Source organism: Bacteroidia bacterium (assembly GCA_033391075.1).
GTDB lineage: Bacteria > Bacteroidota > Bacteroidia > J057 > J057 > JAWPMV01.
This window is the reverse complement of sequence record JAWPMV010000001.1, coordinates 680,211-703,839: the sequence shown is the minus strand read 5'-3', so window position 1 is coordinate 703,839 and position 23,629 is coordinate 680,211. Positions and strand designations below refer to the sequence as shown.

Below are 23,629 nucleotides of genomic sequence, written 5' to 3'. Positions count from 1 at the left end.
AGCATCAACACTAGATTACGTAAAGCATCAACACTAGATTGCAGGCTTTTTATTTTCTTGCCTATCAGTTATAAACTGAATAATGCTCACTAAATAAAGCATTCGATCTTTTGAAATATTTAGGTTCTTTACTTGTACTTGCCTGTATTCTATTATTCCCCCTCCAAACCCAAGCCCAATTAATCGGAGACCCTGTAGATCCATCCGCTTATGATTTGGATGTGAGTTCCGATGATTCCAGACCCGAAATCCTGAGAAAACGTTATGTAAGCCTGAAAGACTGGACCATGGGTCCCCAGTTGAGTCTTTCCCTTTTTCCAGATACTGAGGTCCTTTCTTATGTAGAGGAAATCGATCTGGGGGAGGAAAGAAAAACATGGAAGGGGCATGTACCGGGTGATGATGCCGCTTATGTGATCATCTCAGAACAGGAAGGAATTTACTATGGAAAAATAGTAGACGCCGACATGCGGAGCTTTCAACTTATTTACAAAGGTTCTTCTGTTTACGCCATTTATGAGATTGAACCCTCAAATATCCCCCTGGATGAAGAGGATCAGGTCATTTTGGAGGCAGCGGATGAAATAGAAGGGGATGAAGGCATTTGCGAACAAAGTTATTCTTGCCCTGCGGCTACCATAGATATACTGATTGTATATACGCCCGCTGCCAAGGATGAAATGGGAGGCCAGGCAGCTATCGAAGCTGCCATCGCCAGCGCAGTATCCGAAATGAATACGGTGAATGATAACAGTGGCGTTCCACATGATTACAACCTAGTCCATACTGAAGAGATAAACTTCACCGAATCTGGAAGTTCAAGTACCGATCTGGGTGCATTGAGGTCTCAGACGGATGGAAAAGGCGATAATGTACATCAATTGCGCTATATCCACCGGGCAGATCTAGTGGCGATGATTTCTTCATCCAGCTATTGCGGAATCGGCTATGTCCCAAACAGTAAGACCTATTTTGATGCGAGTTCAGGCTTCAGCATCACAGGAGTAAACTGCATGACAGGCAACCTTACTCTTGCTCATGAGTGTGGACATAATATGGGATTGCATCACGATTATTATGTGAGTAGTTCAACTCGCCCCTGTAGCCATCATCATGGATATGTAAATCAAAATGCCCAGGCAGCCAATAATAAGCGTTGGCGTACTGTCATGGCCTATAATGATAATTGTAGTGATGCCTTTGGCTTTTATTGCAGTAGGATTCCTTATTGGTCCAATCCAGATCAGGACTACAATGGGGATCCTATGGGCGTATCGATAGGAAACTCGCAGCCCAGTAATAATGCTTTTGCCTTGACACGTTCTTCTTGCCTGGTATCGGGAATGAGTGATCAATTGGTTTCATTCCCTGTCATCTACCAGGACTGGCAGGTAGAAGCCAAAGATCAGGAGATATCCCTGAACTGGGCAACAGCTCAGGAGATCAATAATAGCGGATTTGAAATTGAAATTCGTTCAGATTCAGCTAAGGACTTTCAAAAATTAGGTTTTATAGCAGGGAAAGGAAACTCTACGGAGGTTCAATCTTATTCTTTTAAAGTTCGTCATGCTTTCCCAGGTGTTCATTACCTGAGGTTAAAGCAAATCGATCACGATGGTACTTTCGCTTATAGTTCGATCAAAGAAGTCGAAATAGGCAAAGAAGAACAAGTCTATCATCGGGCTTATCCCAATCCCTCAGAAGGACTCACTACGCTGGAGTTTATTCTGTATCGCAGTTCTGAGTACCAAATTGATATCATGGATATCAATGGGCAACTGGTGAGAAAACTTTATAAGGGAGAGCTCAAAACCGGGGATCATAGATTTGAGTTGAATACTGAAGAATTAAATCCCGGCATGTATTTCTATTCTATCCGTTCACTCATTGATCAGGAGATGGGGAAATTGTGGGTGAGGTAAGCGAATGGATGTACTTCTGAATATTATTCTGTAATCGTACCTGATATATAATTGAAAAGGGCAGCTTATTAGCTGCCCTTTGTATTTAGTAGTAGGGACAGATTATAATCTGTCCCTACTGCTACGATCTTCTATTTCTCTCTTTCTTTTCCCTAAAGTTCTAAAACGACAAAGCCCTCAGCTTTCACTGAGGGCTTGTATCTTATAAAGGGAGGCGTCTACCTACTCTTCCGCGTTCTACCGCAGTACCATCGGCGTGGCAGGGCTTAACTTCTCTGTTCGGGATGGGAAGAGGTGGACCCCTGCGCTATGGACACCAATTCTTTGTACTTGTAAGCTGTTTTCAGATTTTTCGATCTTCTTTTGTCAAAGTCCCTCTGCTTTCGCAGTCCCGAACCTTTGTCATCAGTCTTACAAGTCTGGTTCTTATTGACTTGTCGAAGGAAGAACACAGTAGCAATAGCAATCTTGTAGAAGTATTCCACTCCGAAGAGTAGGAACACTGGAAGAAAATCTATCGGGTAATTAGTACGGCTCAGCTGAACATGTTACCATGCGTACACTTACCGCCTATCAACGTAGTCATCTTCTACGACCCTCAAGGGAAAATTCATCTCATGGTGGGCTTCGCGCTTAGATGCTTTCAGCGCTTATCCCTTCCCGACATAGCTACCCTGCAATGCAACTGGCGTCACAACAGGTACACTAGCGGTCAGTCCAACTCGGTCCTCTCGTACTAGAGTCAGCTCCATTCAATTTTCCTACGCCCGCTACAGATAGAGACCGAACTGTCTCACGACGTTCTGAACCCAGCTCGCGTGCCACTTTAATGGGCGAACAGCCCAACCCTTGGGACCTTCTCCAGCCCCAGGATGTGACGAGCCGACATCGAGGTGCCAAACCTCCCCGTCGATATGAGCTCTTGGGGGAGATCAGCCTGTTATCCCCGGAGTACCTTTTATCCTTTGAGCGACGGCCCTTCCATACAGAACCGCCGGATCACTATACCCAACTTTCGTTCCTGGTCGACTTGTCTGTCTCTCAGTCAAGCACACTTCTGCTATTGCGCTCTACGTATGATTACCAACCATACTGAGTGTACCTTTGGAAGCCTCCGTTACACTTTTGGAGGCGACCACCCCAGTCAAACTACCCACCACACAATGTCCTTCCGTAGAAGTTAGGCAACTATTAAAGAAAGGGTGGTATTTCAACAACGGCTCCCCGAACACTGGCGTGCCCGGTTCATAGCCTCCCACCTATCCTACACATCCTTTAACCATTGTCAATGTGAAGCTGTAGTAAAGGTTCACGGGGTCTTTTCGTCCCGTAGCGGGTATCCGGCATCTTCACCGGAACTACAATTTCACCGAGCTCGTGGCCGAGACAGTGCCCAGATCGTTGCACCATTCGTGCAGGTCGGAACTTACCCGACAAGGAATTTCGCTACCTTAGGACCGTTATAGTTACGGCCGCCGTTTACTGGGGCTTCAATTCAGAGCTTGCACCCCTCCTTTTAACCTTCCAGCACCGGGCAGGTGTCAGGCCTTATACTGCGTCTTTCGACTTTGCAAAGCCCTGTGTTTTTGATAAACAGTCGCCTGGGCCATTTCTCTGCGGCCCCCCGAAAGGGGCGTCCCTTCTCCCGAAGTTACAGGACTAATTTGCCTAGTTCCTTAGCCACGGATCACTCGAGCACCTTAGGATTCTCACCCCGACTACCTGTGTCGGTTTACGGTACGGGTCTTTTACACCTGAAGCTTAGAGGATTTTCTCGGCAGTCTTTACCCACACTTTCTACGCAACCGTAGTCTTGTAGTACTGTCAGGTTCGACAGGGTCGGCGGATTTGCCTACCGTCCCTATATCTACACCCTTTAACGTGCTATTCCGTCAGCACGCGGTGGTTTCAAGCCTGCGTCACCCCATCGCAGTGTAAATGAGTATCGGAATATTAACCGATTTGCCATCGACTACCCCTTTCGGGTTCGCCTTAGGTCCCGACTAACCCTATTCTGATTAGCATTGAATAGGAAACCTTAGTCTTTCGGTGAAGAGGTTTCTCACCTCTTTTATCGTTACTTATGCCTACATTTGCTTTTCTATGCGCTCCACCAGGGCTCACGCCCCAACTTCCGCGCACATAGAATGCTCCCCTACCACTTGCAGTAAACTGCAAATCCATAGCTTCGGTAGTATGTTTGATGCCCGATTATTATCCACGCTCAAGCGCTCGACTAGTGAGCTGTTACGCACTCTTTAAATGAATGGCTGCTTCCAAGCCAACATCCTAGCTGTCTTAGCGCTCAAACCTCGTTAGTTCAACTTAACATACATTTAGGGACCTTAGCTGATGGTCTGGGTTCTTTCCCTTTCGGACCAGGACCTTAGCACCCTAGCCCTCACTGCCGCGTATATCTTATGGCATTCGGAGTTTATCAGAGTTTGGTAGGATGTGACTCCCCCTAGCCCTATCAGTAGCTCTACCTCCATAAGACTCACCGCGACGCTGTTCCAAAAAACATTTCGGGGAGTACGAGCTATCTCCCGGTTTGATTGGCCTTTCACCCCTACCCACAGGTCATCCAAAGACTTTTCAACGTCAACTGGTTCGGACCTCCATCCCCTGTTACAGGGACTTCATCCTGCCCATGGGTAGATCACCGGGTTTCGCGTCTGCCCCCAGTAACTATACGCGCTATTCGCACTCGCTTTCGCTGCGGCTTCGGTACTGAATACCTTAACCTTGCTACTGAGGAGCAACTCGTAGGCTCATTATGCAAAAGGCACGCCGTTACCACACTAAGTGGCTCCGACCGTTTGTAGATACACGGTTTCAGGTACTTTTTCACTCCCTTATGCAGGGTACTTTTCACCTTTCCCTCACGGTACTTGTTCACTATCGGTCATCTAAGAGTATTTAGCCTTGGCGGATGGTGCCGCCAGATTCAGACAAGGTTTCACCGGCCTCGCCCTACTCAGGATACCACCTGATACTACTTCAATTACGCCTACGGGACTATCACCCGCTACGGTGCTGCTTTCCAACAGTCTTCGACTTCGATCAGATTCTCATTATGTGGTCCTACAACCCCATAGCTGCCTTAACAGCCATGGTTTGGGCTATTCCCCGTTCGCTCGCCACTACTTAGGGAATCACTATTGTTTTCTCTTCCTCCAGGTACTTAGATGTTTCAGTTCCCTGGGTTAGCCTCTCTTTCGAGATTATTGGGTTGCCCCATTCGGAAATCTCCGGATCTTGGAGTGCTTGCCTCTACCCGGAGCTTATCGCAGCTTGCCACGTCCTTCATCGCCTTTAGATGCCTAGGCATTCCCCGTGTATCCTTCTTTTTTTTCTTCCTAAGAATTGCTGCAAGTAAAATTGTTATTTGACTTCTTTTATACGCACGTATAAAGTCCGTCTTTTACTTTTCTCGCTACTGTGTCTTCCTTTCAACATGTCAAATATCTTCGCGCTCCTAACAAGCTTAAGCATCATCTACAAAAGGGCCGGGACACAAAAATCCGGTCGTCTCTTGCTTATAGGCTGATACTTTTTATTAAGAGTCTTTTTGTGGAGAATGCCGGATTCGAACCGGCGACCCCCTGCTTGCAAAGCAGGTGCTCTAGCCAACTGAGCTAATCCCCCTCGAATAACTTACCGCTCTCTCTTCTCTTTGGTATTCCCTCTTTTCCCGCGGCTGATTCGTGGGCCTGCGTGGACTCGAACCACGGACCTCTACATTATCAGTGTAGCGCTCTAACCACCTGAGCTACAAGCCCGTGTTATCCTTGTCCTTCTTGACTCTTAATAACATAAGTAAAATATAGAACCTCGGTTAGAAACTAAACCAGGTAATTTTATGTGTCAGCACACGCTGACGTTTTGTTTGATCTGCATCTCTCGATGCAAACTCTCTAGAAAGGAGGTAATCCAGCCGCACCTTCCGGTACGGCTACCTTGTTACGACTTAGCCCCAGTTACCAGTTTTACCCTAGGCGAGTTTTGACATCGACTTCAGGTACCCCCGGCTTCCATGGCTTGACGGGCGGTGTGTACAAGGCCCGGGAACGTATTCACCGCGGCATGGCTGATCCGCGATTACTAGCGATTCCGACTTCATGGAGTCGAGTTGCAGACTCCAATCCGAACTGAGAACGGCTTTTTGGGATTGGCTGGCTTTCGCAAGTTCGCTACCCGTTGTACCGTCCATTGTAGCACGTGTGTCGCCCTGGGCGTAAGGGCCATGATGATTTGACGTCATCCCCGCCTTCCTCACTCCTTGCGGAGGCAGTCTCGTTAGAGTCCCCAGCTTAACCTGCTGGCAACTAACGATAGGGGTTGCGCTCGTTGCGGGACTTAACCCAACACCTCACGGCACGAGCTGACGACAACCATGCAGCACCTTGCACTCTGTCCCGAAGGAAAAACTGCTTTCACAATCTGTCAGAGGCATTGTAGCCCAGGTAAGGTTCCTCGCGTATCATCGAATTAAACCACATGCTCCACCGCTTGTGCGGGCCCCCGTCAATTCCTTTGAGTTTCATTCTTGCGAACGTACTCCCCAGGTGGATCACTTATCGCTTTCGCTTGGACACTCAGACCGAAGTCCGAACATCTAGTGATCATCGTTTACAGCGTGGACTACCAGGGTATCTAATCCTGTTCGCTACCCACGCTTTCGTGCCTCAGCGTCAGTTCCGCCTTAGAGATCTGCCTTCGCAATCGGTATTCTGCGTGATATCTATGCATTTCACCGCTACACCACGCATTCTAATCTCCTCAGACGGACTCAAGCTTTCCAGTATCAATGGCGGGTATCCAGTTAAGCTGGACGCTTTCACCACTAACTTAAAAAGCCGCCTGCGCACCCTTTAAACCCAATAAATCCGGACAACGCTTGCACCCTACGTATTACCGCGGCTGCTGGCACGTAGTTAGCCGGTGCTTATTCTTCTGGTACCTACAAAACTCCGTATAGGAGCGAATTATTCCCAGATAAAAGCAGTTTACAACCCAGAGGGCCGTCGTCCTGCACGCGGCATGGCTGGTTCAGGGTTGCCCCCATTGACCAATATTCCTTACTGCTGCCTCCCGTAGGAGTCGGGCCCGTGTCTCAGTGCCCGTGTGGCTGATCATCCTCTCAGACCAGCTACCCATCGTTGCCTTGGTGAACCATTACTTCACCAACTAGCTAATGGGGCGCATGCCCATCCTTTAGCGCCGGAGCTTTGATCATTATACCATGCGGTATTATGATAACATGGAGTATTATTCATCGTTTCCAATGACTATCCTCCGCTAAAGGGTAGGTTGCATACGTGTTACGCACCCGTGCGCCACTCGTGTATCTCCGAAGAGACCTTACCGTTCGACTTGCATGTATTAGGCCTGCCGCTAGCGTTCGTCCTGAGCCAGGATCAAACTCTCCATAGTTAAATCTTCTGATTCAAGAAACCAACCGTATATAAGCCTAATTGCTTATATGCGGTCCTATATTTTACATCATGTCAAATAACTCTTATCTATCTTTTTCCCTCAATATCAAGACCCCGCTTCTCCTTAGATAATGTCTTTTTTAGCTCGCTTTCTCTCCGCTTTTTTCCCTCTTTCCTCTATCGTTTTTCCGAAAGCGAGTGCAAATATCGAGCTCTTATTTTTATTATCCAAATCCTAAGTGAAAAAAATTAAAAAAAGTTTTGATTTATTTTTTTCGGCTTGAATATATATGTGTGAGAACTCCCAAAAGGGCATCAAAATTAATAAAAAAATATTCCCTAGCCTAATTTACCATTAAGCTTTTCAGGAATATTTTTCAATTTCTTGGGGATACAAAAATTTAGGGAAAACTAGTTCCCTGACCTCCAACTATTTGGAGGAAATTAGTGAAATGCAGGAAATCATACAGAAGGCTCATCAGGCACAAAAACTGGCCTGGAGTTCTTCGGGTAGTTTGACACTATATATGATTTTACGGATGGTATCAAACTGCAAATAGGGATATTCTTCCAGGATAGCGTCAATGGCATCTGCCGAACGCATACCCTCGTCCCTCAATTTTTGATATGCACGTTTGATTTGAAAATCACGGAGCACTTTTTGGTTTAACAGATTTAACTCGACGAGCGTGCTGTACAGCTCGTCAGAAATGATCTGATGAATCGGATTGGTCATAGCTTCCTCTTTTATTGCATTCTTACTAATACTAAAAAAGGTATCCGTGCTCCATGTAGTATCTTTAGAAGTTAAAACCCAGGGTCATTAATACAGACGTTCTATTTAATGAATTCGCTGCAGTAGGTGAAAAAATTTCTGTAGCGGCTACTGTATAGGGATTAAATTTGTCCTCTTGTAGCTGATTTATAAAAGAAACGTCGAAGAAATAATTCGGTTGCCTGATTCCCAGGCCCAGGGTAAATATTTTCCTTTCGGCTGAAATTTGCTCTATTGTCGTAAAATCCTGGGCTGAGAGGTACTGTTTTGCCTCTTCCTCCAAAGGATCTCCATAGAGAGCTGCTCCGGCTCTTACACGCAAGATCCCCACTCTATACTCCCCTCCTACTCTATAGTTGATGGTTTGTCTGAAAAGGTTTTCTATGCGATTATTTTCCACGAAGAAATCATCCACATCAGAATCCAGTTGAGCAGCACTATAATCTGTAAAATCAACATCCGCACTGATAAAGCCATTCTTCCCAAAAAGATACATAATTCCAGCCGTAGCACGGAAAGGTGTATTGAGAGAATAACGGAACTCACCAGGCGTAGAAGAAAAAGATTCATCCTGCTCAGCCAATTGGCCATTGTCTAGTTCTATGGTAAAGTTCTGACCTATGGTCGTACTGAACTGATCTCTTAAATTGAAGTAGGTAGGACTTTTAACGGAAATCCCTATGCGTAATGGATCTGCCGGCCTGATAATAATCCCTAATTGTCCATTTACCCCAGATCCACGCGTGGAAAATTCGTCATCAAAACGAATCTGATTCATAGGAGTCTCTAAGGGGAAATTAGAATTGGGATCATTTTCGAAAAACTCATGCAGATTATCTACATCATTTTCTTCGAAATACAGGCTTTGTTCATATCGAACAGTCTGGAAACCCAGCGTAAAGCCGAGGTAAATAAAGTCATCTATATTGCCTGCCAAAGAAACGAACCACTCATTGCGATAACCTTCTTCGCGAAAGTTGAGGGTTTGCTGAATATCTCCTCCATTAACTGCAGGAAAATACTGCGTAGCTGAATTAGCTAAAAGGTCAATAGCAAAGGCATCATAAGCTAAGGCTTCATACGAATCTGCAGGCAAAAAATCAGGCTCTGCATTTCTACTGTTTGCACGTTCTGCAAACATATCTGTGATAGAGCTTTCCGTATTGAAAGCCTGCACATTTATTCTCCGATCGTAGCGTTCTAATTGATTGAATCCAAAACCAAAGGCAAAAGACTTGAGCCCATAGGTTTTTTCTTCCCGTCTTCTCCCATTATTATAATAGCTTTTCCCATGAAAGACTACCCCCATATTAGGAGCATAGAAACTTGTCAGGGTTTCATCCGCCGTTTGATTGAAAAAATCACTTTCCGTACGTGTACTGGCAAATCCTGGCGAGATGGTAAAGCTGGAACTCCTGTAAAGGCCCAGTCCCGCCGGATTTAAGGTAGCTGCACTCATATCAGCACCTACAGCGGAGAAAGCACCTCCCATCCCCTGAGAACGGGCCGTACCGGTAATTCCATAATATGAATGCCTAAGTGCATCCATTTCATTTTGTCCATTGAGAGAATAAAAGCCTGAAGTAATTAGAAGGCTTAGAAACAAGGATCGGAATATCTTCATTTTAGCTAGAGTCGATGTTTAGGGATCCGAATAAGGATCCGCATTTGCAGCAATAAATATAAGTCTAAGATAAAAAATAGGGCAGGTAAATACCCGCCCTAATGAAAATTAGTGTCTTTTCATTTATTAATTGTTCCTTCTGCGGCTGCTAGAAGATCCAGAAGATCTGCTGCTGGAAGAAGGACGACTTACGCTTCTACCTGAAGAAGAAGGTCTGCTCGTGCTTCTGTTCATAGAACCGCTTCTTGAACCACTTCTTGGAGCAGAGTAAGAAGGTCTTGAAGTAGATCTGCTACCTGGGTTCGTGTAGGTTCTATTAGTTCTGGTAGAACGATTGAAGTCGCGAGAATTAGTGCTTCTGTTTGTATTAACACGGCTTCTTCTGCCATTATTAACTCCATTTCTGGAAGAAGGACTTGTATAAGTTCTGGTTCCTGTGGTAGTTCTGTTTCTGTTTACACTACGTCCATTCGTTCTGCTTGTAGCAGTATTTGAACGAGGAGACAGGTAATCCGTACTTCCTGTAGTTCTGGAACTGGCAGTCGTTCTGCTGGTGCTACGACCAGGACGACGAACGGTACCATTACTGGAAGAAGTTGTTCTTGTAGAAGAATTTCTGCTTGTACGCGGAGTATAAGAAGTATTGGAAGTAGTTGAAGAAGTACTTCCTCTTCTACGCGTATTAAATACGGTATTTGTTCTATTGTTTCCTCCAAATCTGTTGAAGAATCCACCTCCTGCTATAGGAGGACAATAATAAGCACTGGAACCAAATCCTGCACCACCAAATCCTCCGAAGCCACCGAATCCTCCACCAAATCCACCAAAGGAACGTCCGTAGAAACCACCAAATCCTGCGCCATAGCCATAGTAGCTACCTACCCAGGGATTATAATAGTTGAAAGAGTTTCTGTAAAAAGGATTGGCTCTGAAGAAAGGATCATAACCGAATGCCAAAGAGTTATTGTAAGGAGAGAATGCTCCAAACCTTGGGTTATTCCAATTATACCATCCATAAGAATTCCAGCTATTCCATGAAGAAGTACCTAGAACGAAATAAAGGTCATTGGAAAAATAAGGATCATAATAACGCCAGTTTCCTCTTGCAGGTTCATTGAACCTTCTCAGGCGACGAGAGAAGTAAAAGTCATCTTCGTCATAATAGGCATCCGTATAATCATCAACTCTTGTAGTTCTTTGATAAGTATAGTCCTCTGCAGGTTGTGCAGATTCCTTAACTACCGCTTCTGTATTATCACTTTTGGAGTAGTAGACATCATCATACTCAGTTGTAGAAGCATAACGAGGCCCGGCACAACTTGCAACCAAGATGGCGAAAGCTGCAAAAAGTGTGAATTTTATCGGCTTCATATTAAGGTAATTATTTCTATTCATTCTATCAGTGTTCTCAAATATACACAATTAGGACGGATTTTTTCTTGCAGGTCATGCAATAATCCTTACCTAATATACTGCATAAATCAAAAATTCACCTAAGATCTTGTAAAAGCGTGTCGCTTTACTTAGCAAACGTGATAAACCATCATTTAGTTTTCTTGTCCGCTTACTAATATCTTAAGGAATTTAGGCTCAATTTTGTTTTGCTACGCCCTCCGATTATTTTTGCCCCTCGAATCATCACAGGCAGCCTGCAAAGAAAATGATCTGTCTGTGCCTAAATCAATCAAAACAATGGCTAAAGGAAACAAGCTTACCAGCAGAGCGGAAAATTATTCTGAATGGTACAATGAGCTCGTAAAAAAGGCGGACCTTGCTGAAAATTCGGATGTGAGGGGATGTATGGTGATCAAACCTTATGGCTATGCCATTTGGGAACGTATGCAGCGCATCCTGGACGATATGTTCAAGGAGACCGGGCATGTAAACGCTTATTTCCCGCTATTTATCCCGAAAAGCTTTTTGAGTAAAGAGGCCGATCATGTAGAAGGATTTGCCAAGGAATGTGCGGTCGTTACCCATTACAGACTAAAAAACGATCCGGATGGAAAAGGAGTAATAGTTGATCCAGAAGCGAAACTGGAAGAAGAGCTGATCGTTCGCCCAACTTCAGAGACCATTATCTGGAGTACTTATAGAAACTGGATACAATCTTATAGAGATCTGCCCATTTTGGTCAATCAGTGGGCCAATGTGGTTCGCTGGGAATTGCGGACACGTATGTTCTTGCGTACGGCTGAATTTCTCTGGCAGGAAGGACACACTGCTCATGCGACAGAAGAAGAAGCCATGGCAGAGGCTCGTCTGATGCTCAATGTATATGGAGATTTCGCTGAGCAAACCCTGGCCATTCCAGTAATCAGAGGTTCGAAGACAGAAAGAGAAAGATTTGCGGGAGCTTTGGAAACCTTTACGATAGAAGCATTGATGCAGGATGGGAAAGCCCTTCAATCCGGGACTTCTCACTTTTTGGGACAAAATTTTGCCAAAGCCTTCGATGTAAAATATGCGACCCGCGACAACAAAGAAGAATATGTATGGGCCACCAGTTGGGGGGTAAGTACCCGTTTGATGGGAGCCCTCATTATGACACATTCAGATGATGCGGGATTGGTATTGCCTCCAGTGCTTGCGCCGGTTCAGGTGGTGATCGTGCCTATATATAGAAAGGATGAGGAGAAAGAAATGGTGCTGACGAAAGCGGATGAAATCCAGGCTTCTCTCAAATCTTTGGGCATACGGGTAAAAGTCGATAATGATGACACCAAGAAGCCCGGATGGAAATTTGCCGAATGGGAGCTCAAAGGTGTACCCATAAGATTGGCAATCGGACCACGCGATTTGGCCAATAACAAAATCGAAGTGGCTCGCCGCGATACCCAAACAAAAGAAGTAGTCGATCTTACAGATAATTTCTCTCAGGAGATCAAAACTTTGCTGGATACCGTTCAGGAAAGTATTTACAACAAAGCCAAAGATTTCCGCGAAGAGAAAACCCGCAATGTTGATAGCTGGGAAGAGTTCAAATCAGCCATCCATGATGATATCCCCGGATTCATCTATGCACATTGGGACGGGACCACAGAAACAGAGGAAAAGATCCAGGACGAAACCAAAGCGACCATTCGTTGTATTCCGGTTGACAATCCTTTGGAAGAGGGAGTTTGTGTGTATAGTGGAAAGCCAAGTACGCAGAGAGTTTTGTTTGCGAAAGCTTACTAAACAATCCAGCAAATTGTCTTCCCGACCTTAGGGAGAGATCTCAATGCGTAGCTGTAAATCCCATGAGCTGCCTCGACTTCGCTCGGCATGACAAACATTTGGTTACTAATTTAAAAGAAGGAAGCCCCTATTCGACAAAATCCGAATAGGGGTTTTCCCATTGTTAAGAGACATTAAGAACAGTTTTTTTACCTGCCTTATTCAAGCGTTTCAATTAGTTGTTCATTGATTCTGATGAAATCCTGATTGTTGGCTTTTTGGGCGAGTGCTAAGGCTCGTTTTGCAGAAAGCAAAGCTTCCTCTTTTCGATTCAGGTCTTTCAGTATTTGCGCCTCCCGACTCACCTGAAAGAATAAAGCCTTATCCGAAGAGGTAACTTCCTGAATGTATTGCAGGGCTTTTTCCAAATCCGTATGTGAGGCATGGAGATAAACCGCTGCATTGTAGTAGTCGAAAGAGCCCGGACCGGACAGCGTTCTATCTATAGAGGCCAGAACTCGCTCCTTATCATTTACTTCCAGCGGAACCTTTATCCTGCTATTTTCCCATTCAAAAACCAAAGAGGCAGTATGCAGGTCCAGATCCTGAATATGAATTTCAAAGCTTTCTATAAACGAATCGCTTTTATTGACTGAAGACTTTAAAATGAGATCCGCTTCCTTTTTCACATAGCTATTCCAGTCCCCGCTTTCATACACATAAAAATATAGCTCCCAATAAGTAGCAAAGGGTTTAATAAGTATGCTGTAGCTTCCGGCCTCCAGGCTTTCCCCTCCCAGCCTGACTTCAGAAGAAAAACTGATTTTCGTTGCAGCATTGGCTCCGGCTCGCCAGAATTCTCCAAAAGGAATCAATCCTTCTGTGGCGAAAATGCTGCGATCCCTTGCGCTGGGTCGAGAGTATTGAATTTCGATTTCCGTCAATCCGAGCTTTTGTTTCACGGTAGAAACCGGACTGAGACTGGGCGTGCGTAGCTGGGCGCTTGCTATAAGTGAAAGCAAGCACAGGATAAAAAGAGAAATATAGGTTTTCATTAGATATTGACTTGATTGAAATAAACCGAGGGAGAGACTCCCATCAGTTTTTTAAAAGATTTGTTAAAGGTGCTTTTGGAATTAAAGCCGGCCTCCTGGGCGAGACCGAAAAAGGTGAACTGCTCTGATCCTTCCTTTTTTGCGAGCTCGACGAATTCTTTAATGCGGTAGTAATTCACGTATTCAAAGAAATTCATGCCGATGTTTTCATTGAGAAGGCGGGCAAGTTCCGGATTGCTAAGTCCCAGCATTTCTGCCAGCTCAGCTTTGAGCAATTTGCTATTCAGATAGGGTTTCTTTTGGATCATCAATTCATCCAGCTCCTTTTTCAGGCGATCCAGATCCGTTCTACTCAATTTGGATTGGCTGTATTTGGGTAAAGCTGCTTCTGGCAGCATGCGTAAAACCTGAGGAGAAACCATGCCGAAATAGGTGATGAATAAAATGATCAGGCTCAGGATGGTCCATATATAAGGACGGGCATTCCGCTCCAGCATATCAAACCCCATAAAACTGGTCAGGAATAAAATCGTCCAGATGAACAAAACGGCTCCGATCAGCAAGAGGAAATTTCGGAGAAAGCGAACATGCAACTCAAAGGAAAGTTCATCCCTCATTTTCATTCGCACTTCCTGCAGCATTCGCCAGCTCAAAAACCAATAGGTAATATTCACCACTAATCCTAAAGCATGACATGCATATACCACCCGCATCGTCTCTCCTGTTGCTATCCTCGATCTATGGACCTCATCGCCAGGAAGAACAAAATAGATCAGGATGAATAATGAATAGGCAATGCCCGGGATATAATGAACGATATCCTTTTGTTCAAAATCCTTTCGACTAATGACAAAGCGGGAAAAGAGATAAATGCAAGGACCAAAAAGTAAGGCCGAAAGCTCTGATAAAAGAATGAGCCTAAAATTTCTATCCCAAACCCCTGCCGTATGCAATACCTTTCCACAAAGTCCTACAAAGAGCACCAAAATCAAAAAGGCCATGGTTCCGTGGATATGCTTCCTTTTTCCGGGAGAAAAAAGATAGATCCCCAGCAAAAGCAGGCTTTGGAAGAATGCGAAATAGACCAATTGATCCAGGATGACTTGCATAAAAAGGATTTTGACGGAAAATTACTGAATCACTACCTGATGTACATGCTTTAAGGCCTCATACGTTGACAAGGGATGAGCCTTCGCAAATGCATCAAATGCTGCACGATCAGGCCACTCAATGATTAGAAATAGCTCTGGATTGAAATAGTAACCGGTGGGTGAATTCCCTTCTGTCAATTCCAGCAAGAATTTCCCTCCGGCCTTTTGGACTTCCTTTTTCCATGTACGGATAAAGCGAGTAAAAGTAGGCCGGTCTTTTTGCCAGAAAGAAGTCGCCACATGAAAGTTCGAGCCCTCTACAGAAAACTCCAAATCTTCAGGCATCACATAATAAGTCAGGGCAAATTCCTCAAAGAGTTTTCTTCTTTGCTGGTGAAAGTCAGGAACCCTTTTCACAATATTATTCAGGAATCCTTCTCGTTTTTCTTTGTTTGCCCATTTTCCTACGATCAAACTTTTGGACAGATTCATTCCCAGGGTCAATTCCTTTACCGCAAATCCTCTCTGCGGTTGATAGCTGTACTCAAAAGCAATCGGAAAGGCGGTCTTTTTGTAGTGCTCAAAAAGTTGCTCGCTATCAGGCCTTGAACTCAGGTAAATGAGGTCCATCACTTCTCCTTTTTTGAAACTAAATGTTTTGGCCTGGTCCTGTGCCTGAACCGGCAGGAAGGGAAGGATAAACCATAAGATCAATAAACTTCTTCGCTTCATATAAATGTATTTGTTGATTGGACAGCAAGTAAACTGCTGCCTGAAACTCCAACAAAAAATAGGAGGCTAGAAGGGTACACTTACGGTATTTGCACCTCAAAAGACCCTTTTTATACGCATTTCGGGTATTTAAAGATGAAATCTCCTTCTCTTTCGCATTGGAAATTTTTCCTTACCTTGAACGCCACATCTATTTTAAGCCTACTACTCATGTCCCGAAAAGCAATCATCGGACTTTCCCTTCTAGTACTTATTGGTATTCTTGGATTTTTCATCTATCGGGTTCTTGTGCCTGCAGGACCTATACTCGATCCGGTCGATAATCCAGTTAGAGATCGTGCTACTTTATCTAAAGATCTGGATGAAAGCAGCATCGAAAGAAATCCTCAAAGAAATCTGTATTGGGGAGATCTCCATGTACATACCAATATGTCATTTGATGCCTATATCGGGGGAGCCAGCACGACGCCTGATGAGGCATATGAATTTGCTCAGGGAAAGGAAATTGAGATTTACGGGATGAATGTAAAGATTGAGCGACCCCTGGATTTCGCTGCTGTTACGGATCATTCGGAGTTCATGGGAGAACTATACTCGGTTCAACATTCAGATGCTCCGGGTTATTATGCTGCAATGGCTATATATTTTCGCTCTATCGGTCTGGATACGGTCAAGATGCGGGAGATGTTCAATCGTGCTGCAGCTAGTGTCCAGGAAGGAAAAAGGACGCATCTTCCTTTCTTTAAGGGATTTGAAACCACCAAAAATGCATGGTCAGTCATCCTCGAATCTGCAGAGAGACATTATAAGCCGGGTGAGTTTACGACTTTAGCAGCCTATGAATGGACCCTGGGCGCTGCGGCAAAGCATATTCACCGAAATATTTTCTTTAGAGATATGCGAGTTCCGGATTATCCGGTAAGTGCCATCGAAGCCAAAGATGAAAATGCCCTCTGGGCAGCATTGGAAGAGTTTAGCGCAGGAGGATCGACCGTAATGGCGATCCCGCATAATTCCAATTTATCGATCGGACATACCTTCCTCGACAAAACTCCTGAATCCGCCCAACTTCAAAACAAATATGAACCTTTGGTCGAAGTGCATCAGGCAAAAGGAAATTCGGAAGTGCATGCCCGCTTCTGGCAGAATGATGAATTCGCCAATTTCGAAAACTACGCCTTCGATCCTCCTTCAGAAAAGAGCTATGTACGAGATGCGCTTAAAAGAGGACTGGCCTATGAAGCCGAATTTGGTGTAAATCCTTTTAAGTTCGGTATGATCGGTAGTACTGATACCCACAATGGAACTGCGGGCAATACCGACGAATGGAGTGAATTTATTGGGAATCATGCTTTACTGGATGTCAGTAATGAAACTCGCAGGACAAGGGATTGGATTTTGGAGAGTGGTTCGGGTAAAAAAGTATATGATGCAGTAAATCCGGGAGGATTAGTAGCCGTTTGGGCCGAAGCTAATACACGAGGAGATATCTACGATGCCATGAAAAGGAGAGAAACCTATGCGACCAGTGGGGGTAGAATAAAAGTTCGTTTTTTTGGGGGATATGATTTTGACGAAAGTTATGGCTCTTATGATCAAATGGTAGAAGAAGGATATGCGAAAGGGGTTGCGATGGGCAGCGATATTGCGCCTAGAGATGGGAAGTCCCCTCAGTTTATCATTTGGGCGAGCAAAGATCCTGAGGGCGCTAATTTGGATAGAGTGCAAGTGATCAAAGCCTGGTATAATGGAGAAGAGGTGCAGGAAAAGATTTTCAATGTCGTTATGTCTGACGGTCGGACTATGAATTCAGATGGTAGCACTCAGCCCAATTCAGCCACAGTGAATATGGAAACGGGAGCCTGGGACAAAGAGAAGGGGGCGGTAGAATTAAAAATCGTATGGACTGATCCTGAATTTAATCCTAATCAAAAGGCTTTTTATTATCTCCGTGTATTAGAAAATCCAACAGCCCGCTATACCCTTTGGGATAAAATCCGCTACGGTACAATTTATCCAGATACCGAAGCTTTGACTGTTCAGGAGCGTGCCTGGTCCAGTCCCATTTGGTATTCGCCGAAGTAGGTGAAGTTTTCAGCTGATAGACCACAAAAATTTGAAAGCACTCAAGACGCTATGCAGCATATCCTGGTATGCTTCCGTTTCTTGAGAAAGATCAATCCCATGAAGAAAACTTTACTTTTCAGCATACTCATTCTTATCTATACAATTCAGGCGTTCTCCTGCTCACTGGCGGTGAGGGATGTCTCATTTTGTGAGGTAAGTGAATATAAACTCTACATGATCGCTAGTGGAAAGATCATAAAAAAGATCGACCGCGGTTATATCATTGAGATTCATGAGGTATACCGAGGATCAGAGGAAAGATGTGAGGTTAAGGTCTTTGAAAGAGAAGACTGGAATTGTACCGGGATTCCTTTTGATTATGAGATTGAATTCATGGGGGATGTAGGTGATGTGATTCTTTTTCACGCGACTCCTATAGAGACTGCCGAAACAGCCTGGGAGGAAGCGGGTGAGTACAGAAGTCCTTATGTAAAGATCGCTGACTATGATTTCACCAATCTTCCGCTGAAAAAAAATGGTAATAAGTTTAAAGGCTTCTTTGCGGAAGGAGAGCAATCCGTCAGGGAAGACAAGGTTTGGGAAAAACTTTACAATTGCGAGGTTCCTGAACTCCTTCCACAGCCGCGCCGTATTTGCGGTGAATTTCCCTTGAAGGTATATCCCAATCCAGCCAACGAGAGGGTTTTTTTGGATCAGATCGTGGAAAGCTTTACACGTGTGCAATTGTTTGACCTGAATGGAAATCTGGTACATACCCAAAACAGCTACGATCCTTCGGCTGGGATTCCTACCGCTCAATTGGCCTCAGGTCTCTACATTGTTGTAGCGGAAGTAGGAGATGCTAGCTTCAGGCAGAAATTGTTGGTGAGTCATTAAGATCTTGAGCTAATATTTTTCCTTATAAATTGATCATCCATGAAAAAAGCCTTACTCCTAAGTATATGCATACTCGCTTTGGGAATTGACAGTATTGCCTGTACGCTCGGGGCAATTCCATCTACTTTTTGCCAAGCTGTAAAATTTAACCATTACCTGATTGCCAGTGGGAAAATCCTGCAGAAAATTGATCGAGGTTACCTTATCGAAATCGAGGAAGTCTTTAGAGGAGAGGAGAGCAGGTGTCAGGTAAAGGTGTTTGAACAGGCAGACTGGAATTGCACGGGCACCCTCTTCGATTACGAAATCGAGTTTATGGGAGAGGTAGGAGACATCATTTTATTTGAAGCCAGAAAAATCAAATATGCCGAAAATGAATGGGATGTAATCGGAGAATACCGTAGTCCTTATGTAAAAATCGGGGCTTTTGATTTACTGAATGTTCCCCTAAAAAAGAAAGGCAATAAATTCAATGGTCCTTTTTCAGAAAACCAAAATTCTGTTCGGGCAGATAGAGTCTTGCAAAGCCTCGATGATTGCGAAGTGCAGAATCTTCTGCCGCAAGCTCGACAGCTATGTGGCGAATTTCCCCTAAACCTATATCCCAATCCTACCCATGAAAGCATTTTCCTGGAGCAGGCTATAGAAAGTTATACTTCCGTAAAATTATATGACCTAAAGGGAAAGCTTGTCCATACACAAAATACTTATGAACCTTCCCTTGGTATTCCTACAACTCACTTGGTTTCAGGCCTCTACCTGGTCGTGGCGAAAAGAGGAGAGGCAACTTTCAGGCAGAAGTTATTGGTGAGTCATTAGAGCGCCCTGGGAACTCCTTCGCCTCAAGCCCCATTCCCCTTAAAATGGGAATGCCCGCAAGGCCCAATGGTGAATTGACTCCTTATCTTTCCTATAGAAAGCCGGCCTGAGGGTTGTTCTCTTGTAAGAGAAACAGGGCCGCGCGAAAGAGTTCCAGTGAGTCAAAACCCCAACACCCGCTGGATCAGCCAAAAAGCAGCTACTGAACCCATCACATAAGGAGGTACTTTATAGGTCCATTTTGCAAAGACAATCTTCATCTTCTTGAGGAGGAAAAGGAGGAGGTAAACAAAAGCTACGAAAAGAATCTGCCCCAATTCGACGCCCACATTAAAGGTAAAGAGCGCTAATGGAACGTCCTGCTGGGGAAAGCCGATTTCCTGTAAAGCGCCTGCAAAACCAAAGCCGTGCAACAGTCCAAAAACAAAAGCTACCAACCAGGGATACTGGGCACTCAGACTTTTTTCTCCATTCAATACGCGCAAATATTCTTTCGCCAAAAAGAGAATACTCAAAGCAATCACTGCCTCCACCGGTGCTTGTGGCAGAGCAAACCAACCCATAGCCGCAATTCCGAGCGTAATGCTATGCGCTATGGTAAAAGAAGTTATAGTTTTCAATAGCGTACCAAAGCCAGACAAAAGCAGCAATAAGCCCAGCACAAAAAGCAAATGATCGTAGCCAATCAAAATATGCTCCACCCCCAAGGTCAAATACAAAATCGCCACTTCTCCCCTACTCGGTTCAATCGGAATTACTTTTTCAGGATTGTCCGGTTGGAGGAGAAAACTATAACTATTTCCATTGAGCAACTGGATTTGTACCAAAGCATCAATCAGGGTTTCCTCCAAACGATCTATCCGAATCTTCTTTCCGGCTAAGCTTTCTTTCCCTAGCAATTCATACTTCCGAATTGCAGCCGAAGCCAATCGATCAAAGTCTTTCTCCTGCATGACAAATCCTTCCTCAAAAACAGGTACAATAATCGGCACCATATTCTCAAGGGTCGGTATCTTCCAGGTCAATTCGTAGGTCGAATCTGTTTTTTGGTCTATTCTTAGATAGGCCGGTCTGATTTCGTGGGCTACCAATAGATTACTCTCTATTAGCAGGATCAGGAAAACAGTTATTTTTTTAACTCTAATAGAATTCTCTTGCCACTTTTTAGCAAAGTGCCGGAAAATCGGAACGAAAAAACCAAGGCCTCCCGCATTTCCAGTCGCTTTATTTGTGTCCCATCCCCAGCTCGTTTTTTTGGGGCTAGACTTAGCTGAACTTGAATCTTTATAGGAATAAATGACACTCATTAAAAGAAATCATGCTGATGAATCACTTCATAATTGCCTAATAAGCTTTCGTAAAGCTCATCATTGAAGCGCTTGAGTTGCTCTGCTTTCCAATCCTGTAAGACCAGATTCTTGACCTCAGGAAAAGGAATAGATTCGGGTTCTTCTATGGAAGAAATATGTACAAGATGTACCCCATATCCAGAAAGGATAGGCTTTTGCCAACCTGTGGATGATTGGCTAAAAAGGGTATCGCTAAACTGCTTGCCATAATTCTGAACAATCTCCCGATAGTCGCGAGAAGCATAAAACTGCTGCAAATGAAAATCATCTCCATAAGCTTCAGGCTTCACGTCTTTATTCGATACCTCTTTCAATAGCTTCTGTGCATCTAGCAGAGGTTCTTTTCTTTTGTCCGGGCTAAAGTAGATGTGGGAAAAACTCATCTTTCGAGCAGACTGATAGGATTCTGCATGCTCCTCATAAAATCGTTCCAGTTCTTCTGTTTCAGGCTGTTGAATACTGGACAGGTCTTTTACTAAAAACTCATACTTCTGACGAAGTCGTCTTTTGATGATCTCATCATTGTGTTCAAGACCAAGATGTAAGGCTTCCTGATACATGATTTCCCCCCGCACATGCTCATCCACCAGCCCTCTCAGAGTCTGAGTATCCGGGACCTGGCTCCAATTATTTTCATAGGCTGTAATCATCTGCTCCAGATCAGCATTCGTAAGAATAATCTGAGCTCGATTAGCCGATGTATTTTTATTGCTGCATTCGTATAGTAAAAAGAGGCAGGCACCTACAATCAGGAAGTGTAGTAGTGGTTCTTTTAGAATCTTTCCCATGCAAAGAAATCTTTAAACATCCGGATAAGTTACAGGGAATTGCTCAAAGCTGAAAGCCATGAATTGAGCATAAATACGGCCTTCTGCTTCCCTAGAGGAAATTCAAGTGATTTTTTTGACGGTTCAAAATTGTCCATCTACATCAAACGAAAAATTTTACTAAGTTTTAAATAGATAAATATTTACATGAAACGCAGCTTACTCTCTTTATTCTTTATCCTCCTTTGCTCTTCCCTCAGCTTTTCACAAGTTTCTTTTTCCGGCGTCTTTCGGGAAGTAAGCGTTCCCGTTACTTACTGGAACAATGCCAGTTGGGATAGTTTTATCGCCAAGCACAAAGAACTACGATCCAAAGGCTATCAATTGACTGATTTTGAAGGCAAGCATGTCAAAAAAGGCAAATCTGGTCGCTTTTGGGGCATTTGGATGAAAACCAAAGTCCATAGTAAAATCATAAGCAGATCAGGATGGAATGAATTTGTCAAGCTCTTCGAAGAAGAAGCAAAGAAAGGCTACTATCTGGATGATATTGAATCTATGCTCAACCGAAATGGTAAACGAATCTACATCGGTCTTTTTGCCAAAGGGAAACGAGAGCAGTACATCCACAAATTCAAAAATCGCTCAGATTTATTTAGTCAGGCAAAAAAATATAAAAACAAGAAGGCCTTTCTCACAGATATGGATCCCTTCAAAACCAGGGATGCGAAGTTTCAGTTTCTGGCAATTTATAGCAAAGGAGCTGATAAATCTACCCAATTGGTTTCTTATGATAAATGGGAAAGTTTCAATAGTGATAGGAGAAAAAAGCGGAAAAGTGGGCTACGGATGATGGACTATGAAAAATATAGCTACAAAGGGAAAAAGTACTTCATGGCCATTTACCGAAGCTATAAAAATGGAGGTAAATCACCCAAAGAGTCTTTCTGGAGTAATCTCGTATGGTATAGTTTCAAGGCCCAAAGAGATGCCCTCAAAAAAACAGAAGGTGTTAGATTGGTAGATATAGAAATTTCTGCAGAAAAAGGAGTCATTCATGCCCCCGATTTTTATAGCGGGAAGTTTGAGGAAACCGAAGACATATGGCAGCACATGCCCAAGATCGAGGAATACAAAAACTCACGAAAATTCACCAAGAAGCAGAAAAAGGAATTGGAGTTTGCCAGTAATTCCTTTTGTGGGCCGACCGCCGTTTCCAATAGTATGATGTATTTGATCAAAAATGGCTATCCGAAACTGGCGCACAAAAACTCACAGATTGAGATGGTTAAGCTTTTGGGAAGTGAGGATTATATGGATGCTTTCGGAGGAGGAACAAGCATGCTTGATATGACCAGATCCGTGAAGCGCTATATCGAAGAAAAAGGCTATAAATTGGAGGGTGCATACATTGAGCATATAAGTGCGACATCGGATCATAATTCCCTTAAAAATCTGGATTATCTGACCTATAAGCCAAATCAGGAATCCCTGGATGTTGAAGCTTTTAAAAAACGAGTCATCAACCCTAAATCTATCTGCATTCTTCTTTGGGGACGATATGAAGCAGAGAAAAAGGAATTCCACAGAACGGGCGGACACTATGTTACCGTGGTCGGTTATGGCCTGAATACCAAGGGAGATCTAAAGAATTCGGATGCCACTTTACTTTCTGTCCATGACCCTTCCACCAAACCTACTGAAGACAAACAAAGGGTGCTCTGGGTCAGACCTTTCGTTGGCCATACCCCTGACATCAAAGAAAAAACCAAACTCAAAAACTTCAAAAAGAATGGGAAACTAAAGTGGGGAACTACCGCTAAAGGCAAGGTGCTCATCCATTCAGATGGAGTAAAACGCTATGTCCTGGAGGGCTTGATTGAGTATCGGATTAGATAAATCCTGGTCTCTATGTTAAAAATTTCATCCTGGCT

General features: G+C 44.0%; 14 protein-coding genes, 2 tRNA genes and 3 rRNA genes. 6 read left to right on the top strand and 13 right to left on the bottom strand.

Annotation, left to right across the window (positions count from 1 at the left end; translation table 11 throughout):
- The first annotated feature begins 110 nt into the window (after positions 1 to 110).
- Positions 111 to 1,922 carry a zinc-dependent metalloprotease gene (locus tag R8P61_02710; GenBank protein ID MDW3645950.1) on the top strand — a complete coding sequence of 604 codons (1,812 nt, stop codon included), beginning with the start codon at positions 111 to 113 and terminating at the stop codon, positions 1,920 to 1,922.
- Between the two features lie 209 nt (positions 1,923 to 2,131).
- Here R8P61_02710 and rrf read toward each other — a convergent pair.
- From rrf to R8P61_02670, 8 genes are all read right to left on the bottom strand, one after another.
- Positions 2,132 to 2,243: ribosomal RNA gene (rrf, locus tag R8P61_02705) — 5S ribosomal RNA — on the bottom strand.
- 183 nt (positions 2,244 to 2,426) lie between these two features.
- Positions 2,427 to 5,280: ribosomal RNA gene (locus tag R8P61_02700) — 23S ribosomal RNA — on the bottom strand.
- A 216-nt stretch (positions 5,281 to 5,496) separates the two neighbouring features.
- Positions 5,497 to 5,570: transfer RNA gene (locus R8P61_02695), tRNA-Ala, on the bottom strand.
- Between the two features lie 60 nt (positions 5,571 to 5,630).
- Positions 5,631 to 5,704, bottom strand: a tRNA-Ile gene (locus R8P61_02690).
- Positions 5,705 to 5,843: 139 nt separating this feature from the next.
- Positions 5,844 to 7,358, bottom strand: a 16S ribosomal RNA gene (locus R8P61_02685).
- The 16S, 23S and 5S rRNA genes sit together here with 2 tRNA genes alongside, the layout of an rRNA operon.
- A gap of 480 nt (positions 7,359 to 7,838) precedes the next feature.
- On the bottom strand, positions 7,839 to 8,096 hold the full coding sequence (locus R8P61_02680; GenBank protein ID MDW3645949.1) for a hypothetical protein: 258 nt from the start codon (positions 8,094 to 8,096) through the stop codon (positions 7,839 to 7,841).
- A 64-nt stretch (positions 8,097 to 8,160) separates the two neighbouring features.
- On the bottom strand, positions 8,161 to 9,759 hold the full coding sequence (locus tag R8P61_02675) for a hypothetical protein (GenBank protein MDW3645948.1): 1,599 nt from the start codon (positions 9,757 to 9,759) through the stop codon (positions 8,161 to 8,163).
- A 126-nt stretch (positions 9,760 to 9,885) separates the two neighbouring features.
- On the bottom strand, positions 9,886 to 11,130 hold the full coding sequence (locus R8P61_02670; protein MDW3645947.1) for a hypothetical protein: 1,245 nt from the start codon (positions 11,128 to 11,130) through the stop codon (positions 9,886 to 9,888).
- Positions 11,131 to 11,451: 321 nt separating this feature from the next.
- Between R8P61_02670 and proS the strand changes: the two genes are divergently transcribed.
- The gene (gene proS, locus R8P61_02665) at positions 11,452 to 12,939 is read left to right on the top strand and encodes a proline--tRNA ligase (protein MDW3645946.1); all 1,488 of its coding nucleotides are present in this window, start codon (positions 11,452 to 11,454) and stop codon (positions 12,937 to 12,939) included.
- A gap of 197 nt (positions 12,940 to 13,136) precedes the next feature.
- Here the strand turns inward: proS and R8P61_02660 are convergent, their stop codons facing one another.
- From R8P61_02660 to R8P61_02650, 3 genes are read right to left on the bottom strand one after another with little or no spacing between them, the layout of a single operon-like run.
- Positions 13,137 to 13,973 (bottom strand): DUF2911 domain-containing protein, encoded by an 837-nt coding sequence (locus tag R8P61_02660; GenBank protein MDW3645945.1) that lies wholly within the window; start codon positions 13,971 to 13,973, stop codon positions 13,137 to 13,139.
- Positions 13,973 to 15,082: a helix-turn-helix domain-containing protein gene (locus R8P61_02655; protein MDW3645944.1), complete on the bottom strand. Its 1,110-nt coding sequence runs from the start codon at positions 15,080 to 15,082 to the stop codon at positions 13,973 to 13,975. Before R8P61_02655 ends, R8P61_02660 begins: the two co-directional genes overlap by 1 nt.
- 21 nt (positions 15,083 to 15,103) lie before the next feature.
- The gene (locus R8P61_02650) at positions 15,104 to 15,796 is read right to left on the bottom strand and encodes a hypothetical protein (GenBank protein MDW3645943.1); all 693 of its coding nucleotides are present in this window, start codon (positions 15,794 to 15,796) and stop codon (positions 15,104 to 15,106) included.
- Between the two features lie 210 nt (positions 15,797 to 16,006).
- Between R8P61_02650 and R8P61_02645 the strand changes: the two genes are divergently transcribed.
- From R8P61_02645 to R8P61_02635, 3 genes are all read left to right on the top strand, one after another.
- On the top strand, positions 16,007 to 17,881 hold the full coding sequence (locus R8P61_02645) for a DUF3604 domain-containing protein (protein ID MDW3645942.1): 1,875 nt from the start codon (positions 16,007 to 16,009) through the stop codon (positions 17,879 to 17,881).
- A gap of 99 nt (positions 17,882 to 17,980) precedes the next feature.
- Complete coding sequence (locus R8P61_02640) at positions 17,981 to 18,760, top strand: T9SS type A sorting domain-containing protein (protein MDW3645941.1); 780 nt, start codon at positions 17,981 to 17,983, stop codon at positions 18,758 to 18,760.
- A gap of 39 nt (positions 18,761 to 18,799) precedes the next feature.
- Complete coding sequence (locus tag R8P61_02635; protein ID MDW3645940.1) at positions 18,800 to 19,579, top strand: T9SS type A sorting domain-containing protein; 780 nt, start codon at positions 18,800 to 18,802, stop codon at positions 19,577 to 19,579.
- A gap of 161 nt (positions 19,580 to 19,740) precedes the next feature.
- Here the strand turns inward: R8P61_02635 and R8P61_02630 are convergent, their stop codons facing one another.
- Positions 19,741 to 20,886, bottom strand: a complete 1,146-nt coding sequence (locus R8P61_02630) for a HupE/UreJ family protein (protein ID MDW3645939.1) — start codon at positions 20,884 to 20,886, stop codon at positions 19,741 to 19,743.
- Positions 20,886 to 21,716, bottom strand: coding sequence for a peptidylprolyl isomerase (locus R8P61_02625; GenBank protein MDW3645938.1), 831 nt, complete (start codon positions 21,714 to 21,716; stop codon positions 20,886 to 20,888). Before R8P61_02625 ends, R8P61_02630 begins: the two co-directional genes overlap by 1 nt.
- 186 nt (positions 21,717 to 21,902) lie before the next feature.
- Between R8P61_02625 and R8P61_02620 the strand changes: the two genes are divergently transcribed.
- Positions 21,903 to 23,594, top strand: coding sequence for a hypothetical protein (locus R8P61_02620; protein MDW3645937.1), 1,692 nt, complete (start codon positions 21,903 to 21,905; stop codon positions 23,592 to 23,594).
- Positions 23,595 to 23,629: the final 35 nt, after the last annotated feature.

Bases quoted from the DNA above. Each gene is read 5' to 3' on its own strand.
- R8P61_02650 (MDW3645943.1), bottom strand. From the start codon at position 15,796: ATGAAGCGAAGAAGTTTATTGATCTTATGGTTTATCCTTCCCTTCCTG.
- R8P61_02630 (MDW3645939.1), bottom strand. From the start codon at position 20,886: ATGAGTGTCATTTATTCCTATAAAGATTCAAGTTCAGCTAAGTCTAGC.
- proS (MDW3645946.1), top strand. From the start codon at position 11,452: ATGGCTAAAGGAAACAAGCTTACCAGCAGAGCGGAAAATTATTCTGAA.
- R8P61_02640 (MDW3645941.1), top strand. From the start codon at position 17,981: ATGAAGAAAACTTTACTTTTCAGCATACTCATTCTTATCTATACAATT.
- R8P61_02675 (MDW3645948.1), bottom strand. From the start codon at position 9,759: ATGAAGATATTCCGATCCTTGTTTCTAAGCCTTCTAATTACTTCAGGC.
- R8P61_02645 (MDW3645942.1), top strand. From the start codon at position 16,007: ATGTCCCGAAAAGCAATCATCGGACTTTCCCTTCTAGTACTTATTGGT.
- R8P61_02670 (MDW3645947.1), bottom strand. From the start codon at position 11,130: ATGAAGCCGATAAAATTCACACTTTTTGCAGCTTTCGCCATCTTGGTT.
- R8P61_02655 (MDW3645944.1), bottom strand. From the start codon at position 15,082: ATGCAAGTCATCCTGGATCAATTGGTCTATTTCGCATTCTTCCAAAGC.
- R8P61_02620 (MDW3645937.1), top strand. From the start codon at position 21,903: ATGAAACGCAGCTTACTCTCTTTATTCTTTATCCTCCTTTGCTCTTCC.
- R8P61_02660 (MDW3645945.1), bottom strand. From the start codon at position 13,973: ATGAAAACCTATATTTCTCTTTTTATCCTGTGCTTGCTTTCACTTATA.
- R8P61_02625 (MDW3645938.1), bottom strand. From the start codon at position 21,716: ATGGGAAAGATTCTAAAAGAACCACTACTACACTTCCTGATTGTAGGT.
- R8P61_02680 (MDW3645949.1), bottom strand. From the start codon at position 8,096: ATGACCAATCCGATTCATCAGATCATTTCTGACGAGCTGTACAGCACG.
- R8P61_02635 (MDW3645940.1), top strand. From the start codon at position 18,800: ATGAAAAAAGCCTTACTCCTAAGTATATGCATACTCGCTTTGGGAATT.